General features: G+C 62.7%; 12 protein-coding genes. 8 read left to right on the top strand and 4 right to left on the bottom strand.

The features are described 5' to 3' along the window. Nucleotides 1–39 precede the first annotated feature (39 nt). Genes NCS00_RS17730 through NCS00_RS17720 form a run of 3 tightly spaced genes read left to right on the top strand, consistent with a single transcriptional unit; the run spans nt 40 to nt 5,183 of the window. Nucleotides 40–792 carry a peptidylprolyl isomerase gene (locus NCS00_RS17730; protein WP_008353254.1) on the top strand — a complete coding sequence of 251 codons (753 nt, stop codon included), beginning with the start codon at nt 40–42 and terminating at the stop codon, nt 790–792. Nucleotides 793–813: 21 nt separating this feature from the next. Next, complete coding sequence (locus NCS00_RS17725; RefSeq protein ID WP_008353255.1) at nt 814–3,873, top strand: peptidase domain-containing ABC transporter; 3,060 nt, start codon at nt 814–816, stop codon at nt 3,871–3,873. Further along, nucleotides 3,870–5,183, top strand: a complete 1,314-nt coding sequence (locus tag NCS00_RS17720; protein ID WP_008353257.1) for a sigma-54 interaction domain-containing protein — start codon at nt 3,870–3,872, stop codon at nt 5,181–5,183. Before NCS00_RS17725 ends, NCS00_RS17720 begins: the two co-directional genes overlap by 4 nt. A 7-nt stretch (nt 5,184–5,190) precedes the next feature. Here NCS00_RS17720 and NCS00_RS17715 read toward each other — a convergent pair whose 3' ends face one another. Beyond that, nucleotides 5,191–5,961: a PP2C family protein-serine/threonine phosphatase gene (locus NCS00_RS17715; protein ID WP_250435870.1), complete on the bottom strand. Its 771-nt coding sequence runs from the start codon at nt 5,959–5,961 to the stop codon at nt 5,191–5,193. Nucleotides 5,962–6,067: 106 nt separating this feature from the next. Next, nucleotides 6,068–6,406 carry a hypothetical protein gene (locus NCS00_RS17710; protein ID WP_250440633.1) on the bottom strand — a complete coding sequence of 113 codons (339 nt, stop codon included), beginning with the start codon at nt 6,404–6,406 and terminating at the stop codon, nt 6,068–6,070. 446 nt (nt 6,407–6,852) lie between these two features. Here NCS00_RS17710 and NCS00_RS17705 point away from each other — a divergent pair, with 446 nt between their 5' ends. From NCS00_RS17705 to NCS00_RS17695, 3 genes are all read left to right on the top strand, one after another. Next, a complete protein-coding gene (locus NCS00_RS17705; protein ID WP_250440632.1) occupies nt 6,853–7,356 on the top strand; it encodes a lecithin retinol acyltransferase family protein in 504 nt (167 codons plus the stop codon). A 37-nt stretch (nt 7,357–7,393) separates the two neighbouring features. Continuing rightward, a complete protein-coding gene (locus NCS00_RS17700) occupies nt 7,394–7,642 on the top strand; it encodes a hypothetical protein (protein ID WP_033537064.1) in 249 nt (82 codons plus the stop codon). Nucleotides 7,643–7,822: 180 nt separating this feature from the next. Then, nucleotides 7,823–8,917 (top strand): 4-hydroxyphenylpyruvate dioxygenase family protein, encoded by a 1,095-nt coding sequence (locus NCS00_RS17695; protein WP_175979381.1) that lies wholly within the window; start codon nt 7,823–7,825, stop codon nt 8,915–8,917. A gap of 6 nt (nt 8,918–8,923) precedes the next feature. On the opposite strand, the gene NCS00_RS17690 is transcribed toward NCS00_RS17695, so the two are convergent. Next, nucleotides 8,924–9,337 carry a cupredoxin domain-containing protein gene (locus NCS00_RS17690; protein WP_008353264.1) on the bottom strand — a complete coding sequence of 138 codons (414 nt, stop codon included), beginning with the start codon at nt 9,335–9,337 and terminating at the stop codon, nt 8,924–8,926. Further along, nucleotides 9,334–10,323, bottom strand: a complete 990-nt coding sequence (locus NCS00_RS17685; protein ID WP_175979380.1) for a metallophosphoesterase family protein — start codon at nt 10,321–10,323, stop codon at nt 9,334–9,336. The genes NCS00_RS17690 and NCS00_RS17685 overlap by 4 nt, the downstream gene beginning before the upstream one ends. Nucleotides 10,324–10,628: 305 nt before the next feature. Here NCS00_RS17685 and NCS00_RS17680 point away from each other — a divergent pair, with 305 nt between their 5' ends. Both NCS00_RS17680 and NCS00_RS17675 read left to right on the top strand, forming a co-directional pair. Continuing rightward, the gene (locus tag NCS00_RS17680; protein ID WP_250440631.1) at nt 10,629–11,300 is read left to right on the top strand and encodes an RNA polymerase sigma factor; all 672 of its coding nucleotides are present in this window, start codon (nt 10,629–10,631) and stop codon (nt 11,298–11,300) included. Next, nucleotides 11,290–12,009: an anti-sigma factor family protein gene (locus NCS00_RS17675; RefSeq protein ID WP_250440630.1), complete on the top strand. Its 720-nt coding sequence runs from the start codon at nt 11,290–11,292 to the stop codon at nt 12,007–12,009. The genes NCS00_RS17680 and NCS00_RS17675 overlap by 11 nt, the downstream gene beginning before the upstream one ends. Nucleotides 12,010–12,197: the final 188 nt, after the last annotated feature.

Genomic DNA, 12,197 nt, shown 5'->3' with positions numbered 1-12,197 from the left:
ATGATGCGCAATTCAACATGGAACCGAACGGAGAACGATATGACGGCGATTGTGCGTATCGACGACGAAGTGGTCGACGTCGGCGAATTCATCAGGTTATTGAAGTTGAATGGTCAGTTCGACAGTCTCATCGAGCAGCTCGTGCGCGACAAGCTCACGGTGCGCGCGGCGAAGAAGTCGGGTATCGCCGTGAGCGACGATGAAATCCAGAATCGCGCCGATCAGTTCCGGCGCATTCGCGGTCTGCATCGCGCGGCGGACATGAACAATTATCTCGATGCGCTGCATGTGAGCCTCGACGAGTTCGAGGTCTTCATCACCGACACGCTGTATCAGGAAAAGATGCTCGACAAGGTAGGCACGGCGCGCGAGATCGAAGAGTACTTCCAGCTCAACTCGCCGAAGTTCGACAGCATCGAAGTCAGTCATATCCTGCTCGACACCGAAGGCAGCGCGAAGGAAATGATCTCGTATCTGAACGACGATCCCGACAGCTTCGCCGACATGGCGCGCGAGCACTCGCTCGCCGACACGCGCGACGCGGGCGGCGTGATCGGCCGCGTGATGCGCGGACAGATGAAACCGGACGTCGAGGCGAAAGTCTTCAACGCGGAGGTCGGCGATCTGCTCGGGCCGTTCGTATCGGCGGACGGCGCATCGTATGAGATTTTCGCGGTGACGGCGAAGTATCCGGCGAAGCTCGACGAGGACGTGTCCGCGGAAATTCGCCGCCTGCTGCGCGAAGACTGGATGATGGCGCGTGCGCAGGAACACGTCATCGAAGCACGCTGATCGACCGGAACGCGACACGACATGGACGCTCCATCGAGCCTTGATTCGCCTGCCGACTTTCTTTCGTCGGTGGAGATTCTTTCGCCCTTCACGCGCGAGGAAATCGAGCAATTCGCGGCGCAAGCGGAGTCGCGGCGCTTCGGTTTCGGCGAGACCGTGTGCAATGCGGGCGATGCGGCCGATGGACTCTATATCGTGAAAGCGGGGTCCGTGCGTATCTTCACCGAAGAGCACGGCAAGGAAATCAGCATGGGGGTGAAGAAGGAGCGCGAGACCTTCGCGGATATCGCGATGCTGCGCGACTATCGCCATGAGTCGTCGGTGCGCTCCTCCGGCAAGACCGAGCTGCTGTTCATCCCGCGCACGGCGATCGACCCCGTCATCGCGAAGAATCCCGCCGCGCTCGCCTTCGTCACGAGCTATGTCGCCATTAACTCGGCGGGCGGTTTCGTCGCAAAGCTCTTCGATTTGCGCGGCAAGCTCGACAAGGCCGAACTCGAAGAATGCGTGCGCAGCGTCGGCGTGAAGCGTGTCGCGGAAGGCAAGGAGATTCTCAAGCAGGAGTCGCGCGACGACCGGCGTCTCTATGTCGTGCGGCAAGGCGAAGTGCGGATCGTGCGCGAAGAGGGCGGCGAGCGGCATGTGCTCGCGACGCTCGGTCCCGGCGAGATCTTCGGCGAGAAGGCCTGCGTGATGCGCCAGGAGCAGATGGCCTCCGCCATCGCGAGCACCGATACGCGCCTGCTCGTGATTCCCGAGAAGACCGTGCACTTCATCATCGAGCGAAACGTGAAGCTGCGCGAAGTGCTCGAAGAGCGCATCCGCTTTACCGAGCGCGAATTGCAGCGGCAGAAGAAGATCACCGAGCGCCGCAAGCTGCCCGCAATGCTCGATCTGCACACGAAGCCCGAACTGGGCGAGCGCGTCATCAAGCGCTTCGCGTGGATCGAGCAGGCGGAGGAGATGGATTGCGGCGCGGCCTGTCTCGCGATGATCTGCCGTCACTACGGCATCAACATGACGCTCGGCAAGCTGCGCGAACTGGCCAACGTCACGACATCCGGCGCGACGCTGGATTCACTCGCACGCGCCGGCGAATCGCTCGGCTTCACGACGCGCGGCGTGCAGTGCACGTTCGAATCGTTGCGCGGCTTCGAGATGCCGTTCATCGCGCATTGGGAGGGATACCACTACATCATCGTCTATGGCGTGTCGAGCGAGAACGTATGGGTCGCGGACCCGGCGATCGGCTTCAGGAAGATGACCGTCGGCGAGTTCGAGCGCGGCTGGAGCGGCACGTGTCTGCTTTTCACGCCGGGGCAGGATCTTACGCAAAAGGCCGTGTCGCGTTCGCCGTGGCTGCGTTTCGTCGGCTATCTGAAGCCGTACAAGAAGATCCTGCTGCATCTCTTTCTCGCGACCTTCGTCATTCAAGTGCTGGGCGTGATACCGCCGCTCATCATCCAGAACATTCTCGATGGCGTGATCGTGCATCAGAACGTGAACCTGCTTCATGTGCTGATCGCAGGGCTCATCATCGCGAGCCTGTTCACGCAGCTCATGACGACGATACGCGCGTATCTCGCGAACTTCATGGTCCGCAACATGGACTTCGCGATGATGTCGCAGTTCTTCAGGCACACGTTCTCGCTGCCGTTCGGCTTCTTCGCGAAGCGCAAGACCGGCGATGTGTTCGCGCGCTTTCAGGAGAATCACACGATTCGCGCGTTTCTCACCGAATCGACGGTATCGACCGTGCTGAACCTGCTGATGATCTTCATCTACTTCACGATCATGTTCCTCTACAACGTGAAGCTCACGTTGCTGCTGATCGCGTTCGTCATCCCGATGATGGTGCTCACGGTCGTCGCGACGCCGCGCATCAAGCAGAACGCGCGCGAAACGTTCTCAGCGGGAACGGATGCGCGTTCGTATCTGATGGAAGCACTCGGCGGCGTCGAGACGGTGAAGGGCATGGGTATCGAGCGCGCGGTGCGTCTCAAGTGGGAAAAGAAGTATGCGAAGTCGCTCGAAGTGCAATACAAGTCGCAGCGCTTCAATATCGTGGTGGGCTTGTGCAGCCAGTTGCTCAATGCGGCGACGACCATCGGCGTGTTATGGGTCGGCGCGAATCTCGTGCTTGCGCGCGAACTGACCATCGGGCAACTGATCGCGTTCAATGCCTACATGGGCAGCGTGCTCGCGCCGCTGATGGGTCTCATCAACTTGTGGAGCCTGCTGAACGATGCGGGCGTCGCGATGGAGCGGCTCGGCGACGTGCTCGATATCGAGCCGGAGCAGAAGCCCGAAGACATGCAGCAGCGCGTCATGCTGCCCGACCTGCAGGGCGATATCAGTTTCAACGGCGTGTACTTCCGTTATGGCGAAGGCGATGCGCCCTACGTGCTGGAGAACATCAGCTTCGATATCAAGCCGGGCGAGCTGATTGCGATCGTCGGGCGCAGCGGATCCGGTAAAACGACGCTCGCGAAACTGCTCGTCGGTTTCTATGCGCCGAGCGAAGGCAAGATGACCGTCGATGGCTACGATATCAACGTCGTCGATAAAGGTTTCTTTCGCGCGCAGATCGGCTATGTGATGCAGAGCAACCTGCTGTTTTCGGGGACGATCGCGGAGAACATCGCGAGCGGCGATGAAGCGCCGGACAGAAGGCGTATCGAAGAAGTCGCGAAGATGGCCGACGCGCACGCGTTCATCGCGAAGATGCCGCTCGGTTATGAGCAGGTGGTCGGCGAGCGCGGCGTAGGATTGTCGGGCGGACAGATTCAGCGCTTATGCATCGCGCGGGCGCTGTATCACGATCCACGTCTGCTCGTATTCGACGAAGCGACGTCCGCGCTCGATACGCAATCGGAAAGCAATATTCTCGGCAACATGCAGGAGATTTTGAAAGGGCGCACGGCGGTCATCATCGCGCACCGCCTTTCGACGATCATGCGCGCCGACAAGATTCTCGTGCTGTACGAAGGCGGCATCGTCGAACAGGGCAAGCATGACGAACTCGTCGCGAGAAAGGGCATGTACTACCAACTCGTGCAAAAGCAACTGAGCGCAGCATGAAAATACTCGACCAACCGGAAAGCGATACCAGCGCGCCCGCGTCATCGGCGATTTCGTATGCGGGGCTCATCGAGAAGATCGAGATCTTGCGCTCGACGCTTCGATGGACCTCGCGGCTCGAGCGTCCCGAGATCGAAAAGCTGTTGCGGCAGGCGAGCACCCTGCGCGACGAAGTCATGCAACTGTCGCACAAGGAGCGCTTCGTGCAGGCGGCGGCCGCCGAACCGAAGCGCGATCTTCCGCCGGGCGCGCGGCGGCAGGCGCTGATCGAACGCAGCTTCGTATTCGAAGGCACGTTCGGCGATAACCCGAAGTTGCTGGAAGCGCTGGAAATCGCGGAAAAAGCCGCGCCGACGGACTTGCCGGTATTGATCGATGGCGAAAGCGGCACCGGCAAGGAATTGATGGCGAAGGTCATTCACGCGAACGGATCGCGTGCCGACAAGCCGTATATCTCGGTGAACTGCGGCGCGATTCCGGACAATCTGCTGGAGTCCGAACTATTCGGGCATCGCAAGGGCGCGTTCACCGGAGCGAGCAATGATCGCAAGGGAAAATTCGAAAGCGCGCACACGGGCACGATCTTTCTCGACGAGATCGGCGAACTGCCTTTGCAGGGGCAGGTGAAGCTGTTGCGCGTACTGGAAGCGCATGAAATTCAGCGCGTGGGTTCGGACGAGCCCATCGCGGTGGATACGCGCATCGTCGCGGCAACGAATCGCAACTTGCGCAAGTTCTGCGACGAGGGGCGTTTTCGCGAGGATCTGTTTTATCGGCTGAGCGTCATTCATCTGACGCTGCCTGCTTTGCGTGAACGCCGCGATGAAATTCCGCTGCTGCTCGCGTATTTCGGCGACGAAGCGGCCGCGACATTGAAGCGCCGGCCGGTGAAGTTGTCGCCGCGGCTACGGGATTTTCTGCGCAACTATGACTATCCGGGGAACATCCGCGAGTTGCGGAACGTGGTGTACCGCCTCGCGTGTCTTGCGGGCGATATGGCCGACATCGATCATCTGCCGGTCGACATACGGCCGAAGTCATCGCTCTCGCTCGCAATGGGCGGGCCGGCGGCGAGCGGAAACGGCATCGCGACGGCGAGCTCGCTCGCGGAAGCGAAGCGCGTCGCCAGCGACGAAGCGGAGCGCGCGTTTCTCGAACGAGGCTTGCAGGAAACCGGCGGAACGGTGGCCGAGCTTGCGAGACGGTACGAGATGAACCGCTCGCATCTGCAGATGCTTTTGAAAAAGCACGGGCTGCATTCGAAGGAGTTTCGAGCGGCGGCGCAGAAGAACAAGGAGGCGGGCGGTTGAGCCGCCTTTAAATCGACGGATTCACCTGCGTCTTATCCGTCGCCATCAAATCGACCGCATGCGCGACGACCACTGAAATATTGTCGCGCCCGCCCCGCGCGAGCGCGATTTCCAGCAGCCTTTGCGCGGCGACATCGCAATTGCCCGGCGCGAGCTCGCTCATCATTTCGGCTTCGCTGACTTCGTTCGATAAACCGTCGCTGCATAGCAGGAACGTATCGCCGTCGTTCAGGGCGAGCGTGTTCTCGTCGAGTTCGAGCACATCGAGCGCGCCGACCGCGCGCGTGATGAGATGCTGCGCCGGATGATGCAGCGCTTCTTCCGCCGTGAGTTGCCCGCGCGCCTTCAGTTCCTCGACGTGGCTGTGATCGCGCGTGAGCTGCACGAGCCGTCCCTGGCGCAGCAGATAGATGCGGCTGTCGCCGGCCCATACATAACCGCACGCGCCATCGCGCGCAGCGAGCACGACGACCGTGCTGCCGATGCGCGACACCTGGCGCCGCGCCGCTTCCGCACGCAGCTTGTCGTTCACGTCGAGAAGACGCGCGCGGGCATCGGCGATGGTGCCCGCAAGATCGTTCGCCGGCGATACCTTCGCGAGGCTCTCGATCACCATCCGGCTCGCCAGATCGCCGACCGCGTGGCCGCCCATGCCATCGGCGACGGCCCACAGTCCGCGCTCGGGCGCATCGAGCAGCGCGTCTTCGTTGATCTGCCGGACGCAGCCGGTGTCGGTGCGGGCGGCGGATGTCCATCGAAACTCGGTGGTGAAGGTCACGGCAACCTCCGGAATGCTGGGTGACGCGGCGTCGGGCGGGCCTTGCGGACGATCCCGCTCATTGTGTACCAACGCGCGTCCGAAGCGAATCTTGATCTGCACCGCTTTAGCCCGCGCGATTCCCCGCGACCGAATTCGGGCTGACGGTAAGGCTCGCGCCGTTGCCAGTATTGCTGACCGCGACGTTCTGAAACTGATTGACCATCTGGCCGACCGTGATGTTCGTCACGTTATTGGTGATGTTGTTCGTGACCGCGTAGATGTTGTTGGTCACATCGACCAGCGTAATCGCGCCGGCTGCGGCCCCGCCGCCCGATGAACGCTCCACGAAAGGCGTGATCCAGCCGAACACCCACGGCGCACCGCCTCCGCCGCTGATGGCCGACATCGCCGCGTGATCCAGCACGCGGTCGTATTCGAGATCGCTGACGGTCAAGGCGCACATGTCGTTTCTCCGGGATGGCCTGTGAGCAGGACGCACGGATCAATGCAAGGCCCATGCCGACGCACGCCAAATGGCGGAGGTTGCGTCCGAATCGCCGATGGGACGGCGTCCTGGCGGCATCGGCGCAAACGAGGCTGGCTGCATGCCGAATCGCATCCGTTGGATCGTCGCCAACAAGCGATGTTGGCGTCGCGCCGCATAACCAACACACGCGGCGCGCGTCCGATCGGCCCGCACGACGCGAATTCTGGTGCAGCAGGTCCAACAAACGCGCAAGAAAACTGTTGGCCGATGAAAAACACAACGCCGTCGAAACACGCTCCCGATTCCGCAATAACCACGCGTAATCAATGGCTTATCGGAACTGGCAAGGAAGATGCGAAAGGCTAGGCAACCCGGCGCCGAACAAACACCTGGCGCCAGGCAAAGAAAAATCGGAGCCAGCCATGTCAACCATCCAGCAAATCGGACTGATCGAACAGCAAGCCGCCGCGAACGGCTTCTCGCTCGACGACGAACCCGCGCTCGGCACCGAACTCGTCACGCGCCGTTCCGGCTATGAACATCACGGCATCTATGCCGGCAACGGCATGGTCATCCACTATGCCGGTTTCGCGAAGTCGCTGCATCGCGGCCCGGTCGAGGAAGTCCCGGTCGAGCAGTTCGCCGCCGGTCATGAAGTCACGATCCGCCAGAACCCGGCCGCGAAGTTCGTCGGCATGGAAGCGGTGCGCCGCGCCCGCAGCCGCCTCGGCGAAGACAACTATCACCTGCTCACCAACAACTGCGAGCACTTCGTTACGTGGTGCCTCGACGGCCGCGCCCGCAGCCGTCAGGTGCAAGCGTGCTTCATCGATCCCCACGCGGCCGTCAGAGCCGTGGCGGGACTCTTCCGCGCCTATGTCGCCGCCGAACGCCGCCGCCGCATGAACGTGGCGCTCGCAGCCTGAACCTCACGTTTTGCCGATCGATTCCGAGGAGACCATCATGCAAACCACCGAAAACTCGCTGCACTGGGCCGTCGACAAATGGCTCGCCCCGACTGCCGCGCATCCGGCACGCGTCGTGCGTCTGTGCCGTTCGCATGTCACCGGCGCGCGCTACGTCTGCATCGAGGCGCAGCATCCGGGCGGCCCGCTCGCGATCATCTTCTTCCGTCATGACGACGGCACCTGGAACGTGTTTCCGCCGCAAGCGAAGCGTCCGTCGATGAGCGCGGCGCGCCTCGCCGCCTGAAGGCGCGTACGATCGGCCGGGACGCGTCGGGCGGCCCCGGCTTTGACACGGCAATCCCGCTGCCGCTACTCTAGGCGCATCGTCGCGGCCATTTGGATGAAGCCGCCGGTCGCACGGAAGCAGCAGGTCGTGGTAGTTTTGCGTCCGTGAACCAGATCGTACATTTTCGAGGTATTGCCGATGACCCAGCCCGACTCCTCTTCCTCCGCCCGCGCGACGCCCGATTCGAACCTCGGCGACAATCCGCTCGGCATCGCGGGGCTGGAGTTCGTCGAGTTTTCCAGCCCCGATCCTGCAGGGCTCGCCCGACTGTTCGAGACGCTCGGCTTCGTGCCCGTCGCGCAGCACATCAGCAAGGCGGTGACGCTCTTTCGCCAGCGCAGCATGAATTTTCTGTTGAACGCGGAGCCGGATTCGTTCGCGTCGCGCTTTGCCGAGTCGCATGGCGTCGGCATCGCGGCGATCGGCATTCGCGTGCTCGATGCGCAGGTCGCCCACGAGCGCGCGCTCGAATACGGCGCGTGGGATTTCGAGGGCGAAAAAATCGGCCCGAACGAGCTTGCGATTCCGGCGATTCAAGGCATCGGCGATTCCCATATCTATTTCGTCGATCACTGGCCGGGCAAGAACAGCGGCGAGACGTCGATCTACGACATCGACTTTCGTCCGATTCCCGGAGCACGCGCGGATCTCAACGGCACCGGCCTGCTCGAAGTCGACCACTTCACGCAGACGGTCGGCGCAGGCCGCATTCAGGAATGGCTCGATTTCTATCGGGAAGTGCTGCACTTCTCGGAGATTCATCAGGTGCATCCGGACTGGCACGTCTCGCAGGATTCCGCCGTCACGCTTTCGCCGTGCGGCTCGATCCGCATTCCGGTGTACGAGGAAGGCACCTATCGCACGGATCTGATGCAGCAATATCTGCCCGATCACGAAGGCGAGGGCGTGCAGCATATCGCGCTGGCATCGGCGGATATTTTCGCTTCCGTCGATGCATTGATGGCGCGCGGCGTGCGCTTCCTGCAGCCGCCGCCGCGCTATTACGACGAGATCGACGAGCGTCTGCCGGGCCACGGTCTCGACATCGGAAAGCTGCGCACGCGCGGCATTCTCGTCGACGGCGAGATTCTCGGAGACGGCACGCCGCAGCTTTTTCTGCAGACGTTCGTCGAGCGCAAGCCCGGCGACATGTTCTTCGAGATCGTCGAGCGGCGCGGGCATCACGGATTCGGCGAGGGCAATCTCGCCGCGATCGCGAAGGCGCGCGGCTGACGCGACTCATTGCACGACGACCGTCCCCGTCATGTGCGGATGCAGCGAACAGAAGTACTTGTACGTGCCCGGTTTGTCGAACACATGCGAGAAGCTGTCGCCGCTGTCGAGCGGATCGGACTTGAAGCTCTTTCCCTCGTCGGCGACGGTATGCAGCATGTCGTCGTGATTCACCCACGTCACCTTCGTACCGACGGGCACGGTAATCGTCGCCTGATTGAACGCGAAGTTGTCGATGGAAACGGTCGGCGCGTTCGCCAGCGCGACCTGTTGCGCGGGTTCTGCCGCGCACGCCGACGGAATCGCCACGCCGATGACGCCTTTCACGACCAGCGCAAGCGCGGCCTGGCGCAGCAGCTTGCCGGCGAGCGGGCGGAGATTGTCGGGCGAAACGTAGTGCGCAATCGTCGATGCGATCATGACTGCACCCCCGCGAGCGACGTATCGGTGACGGCAAGTTGCCCGCGTCCCGCGATATGCGTGACTTCGCGCAGGCCGAGCATCGTGCGCAATTGTTCGGATGGCACTTTCATCGGCCCCGGACCGGACGGTGCGCCCGGCGCGGGCTGCGGAAACGCCGTCGACATCGCCGAATAAAAGCGCATCTCTCCCTCCACTTTCTGCGCCACCTGATGGACGTGGCCGTTCAGCACCGTTACCGAGCCGAAGCGTTTCAAGAGCGCGAGCGCCTGCGCGCTGTCGTCGGTGCCCCATCCCCATTGCGGATACAACGCCCACAGCGGAATGTGCGCGAACACGACGATCGGCGTGCTGCTCGATTTGCCCTGCAGATCCGCCTTGAGCCACGCGAGCTGCGCATCGCCGAGAAAGCCGAGGCCGCCGCCCTTCAGGTCGATCACGTTGGTCAGGCCGATGAAATGCACGCCGCCCTGATCGAAGCTGTACCAGTGACGCGTGCTGCCTTTGCCGTATTGCCCGGAAAAGCGGTCGAAAAACGCGTTGCCTTCTTCGACCAGCACGTCGTGCTCGCCGGGAACGTAATGCACGTCCATGCCCGACTTGCCGATGATCTGCGTCGCCGTGTCGAATTGCGCGGGCTTCGACAGATGCGTGATGTCGCCCGTGTGGATCATGAACGCGGGGCGTTTTTCCATCGCGCTCACGCGGTTGATGGCTTCTTCGAGCGTGCTCGTCGGCTCCGTGTTCGGATCCTTGTTGAAGCCGATGTGACTGTCGCTGATCTGCACGAAGCTGAACGAGCCGGTCTGCTCGGCCGCTTCCGCCGACGAGATCAGGCGCGAAACGGGCACGCCGCCGCTCACCGTCCAGATGACGCCGGCGCCCGCCCAGGCCATGCACGAAAGTGCGGTGCGGCGGCGCTTGCCGTGCTCGTCGAGTTCGTCGCGTTGCTGCGCGGGCGGCAGTGCGTTCGGGTCGGGTTTCATGATGGTTCCTTTGATGATGACGGCCGCGGTTCTTGTCGTTCGAATCGGTGAAGTCGGGCCCACGGCGGCTCGGTGCATGGGCGCGAAGCCGGCGATGCCCGTTGCGGCGGGCAGGATCACGTTGGCATCCGTCCATCGAACCAGCGAATGCGGCGGGATATTCCCGCTATATTTTTTTGAGTCGCCGTTGCAAACGGGAATAAAGCGCCCGCGTGAGGAGTAACGGATGGGAAGGCGCGGAAAAGCGATGCCGCCGCGCCCGAACGAAGTTTTCCGAACGTGATTGTGGAAAGGAGACCCGCGCGATGTGGCCAGGCAGGTCGAAAGAAGACAGGTCCGGGCGCCGCGGCCAGGCGGACGCCGAGGCGGCACACGCGCGCTTCGAAGCGACGGTGATGCCGCATCTGGACGCCGCGTACAACCTCGCGCGCTGGCTGTCGGGAAGCGCGAACGATGCCGACGATGTCGTGCAGGAAGCCTATCTGCGCGCGTTCCGTTTCTTCGGCGGATTCGAAGGCGGCGAGGAGGCGAACGCGCGTGCGTGGCTGCTCGCGATCGTGCGCAATACGTGGTTCACGGAATGGCGGCGGCGCGTGCAACTCGCCGACGCGACGCCCTACGACGAGGAACTGGGCGGCGACGAAGCCTTGCCGGGATGGTCGGAGGAAGGCGCGGCCGATCCCGAAACGCTCGCCGTGCGCCGCGACGAAATTCATCTGGTGCATCGCGCGCTGGAGGCGCTGCCGATCGCCTTTCGCGAGGTGCTGGTGTTACGCGAACTCGAAGACATGAGCTACAAGGAAGTCGCTTCCGTGACCGGCGTGCCGATCGGCACGGTGATGTCACGGCTCGCGCGCGGCCGCAAGATGCTGGCGGGGGCGGTGCGCGCGGCCCAGGGCGGGCAGGACAAGCCGAGCGTGCGGCTCGTGCGCCGCGCGGGACCGGGTCACGCAGAGGAGTCGGGAAATGGAAAATAACGACATTGCCTCGCTCGATGCGAGGCTTACCGATGGTTCGCTGTATCAGCGCGCGCCGGTGCATCTGCGCATGCAAGTGCTGGCGCGCGTGCGGGCTCAGGCCGAGGAAGAGGCGTGCAGGCGCGAGCCGGCGCGTCCGGCGAAACGCGGCTCGCGCAATCCGTTTGCCGCGCCGTGGCCGTTCTTCGGCGGCGCATTCGCGGGCGCGACGCTCTCGGCGCTCGTGCTCGGCACGATGCTGTGGTTCCAGGCGCTGCCGCTCGTCTCGTCCGTATCGACGGGCTCGCCCATCGCGCAGGAGATCGTGTCGAGCCATGTGCGCGCGCTGATGTCGGATCGTCCGATCGACGTGTTGTCCAGCGACAAGCACACGGTTAAGCCGTGGTTCAACGGCCGGATCGACTATGCGCCGCCGGTGATCGATCCGGCGGGTCCGGGCTTCGCGCTCGTCGGCGGACGGCTGGATTACATCGATCATCGGCCGGTGGCGGTCGTCGTGTATCGCTACCTGAAGCATCCGATCGACGTGTACGTATTTCCCGAGCGCAAGGGCGAAGCGAAGACGGAGCCGGTCGTCACGCAATCCGACGATGGTTACGCGCTCGCGCGCTGGAATCACGATGGCATGACGTTCTGGGCCGTCACCGATGCATCGGGCGCGGTGCTGCGTCAGTTCGCGCACGCGATCGAAACCGGTGCGCCGCGATAACAAGTGCATCGCGCAAACGCTGTCATCGCTGCGATAGCCTGAAGAGTGCGCAAGGTTACGCGCGGTCATCCTCCGGGATGCCGCGCGTTTTTTTCTTTGGCGTTACGCGTATACCCGCTGTTTTCTCCGTTTCGAAAGCCATGAAAACGCTTTGGGATGCTGTCTAAATTCGCATCTTTTCCGGGTTA

The sequence above is a fragment of the Caballeronia sp. AZ1_KS37 genome (genome assembly GCF_023631165.1).
Classification (GTDB): domain Bacteria; phylum Pseudomonadota; class Gammaproteobacteria; order Burkholderiales; family Burkholderiaceae; genus Caballeronia; species Caballeronia zhejiangensis.
The sequence above is the reverse complement of the archived record's forward strand: the minus strand, read 5'-3'. Positions and strand labels throughout refer to the sequence as shown.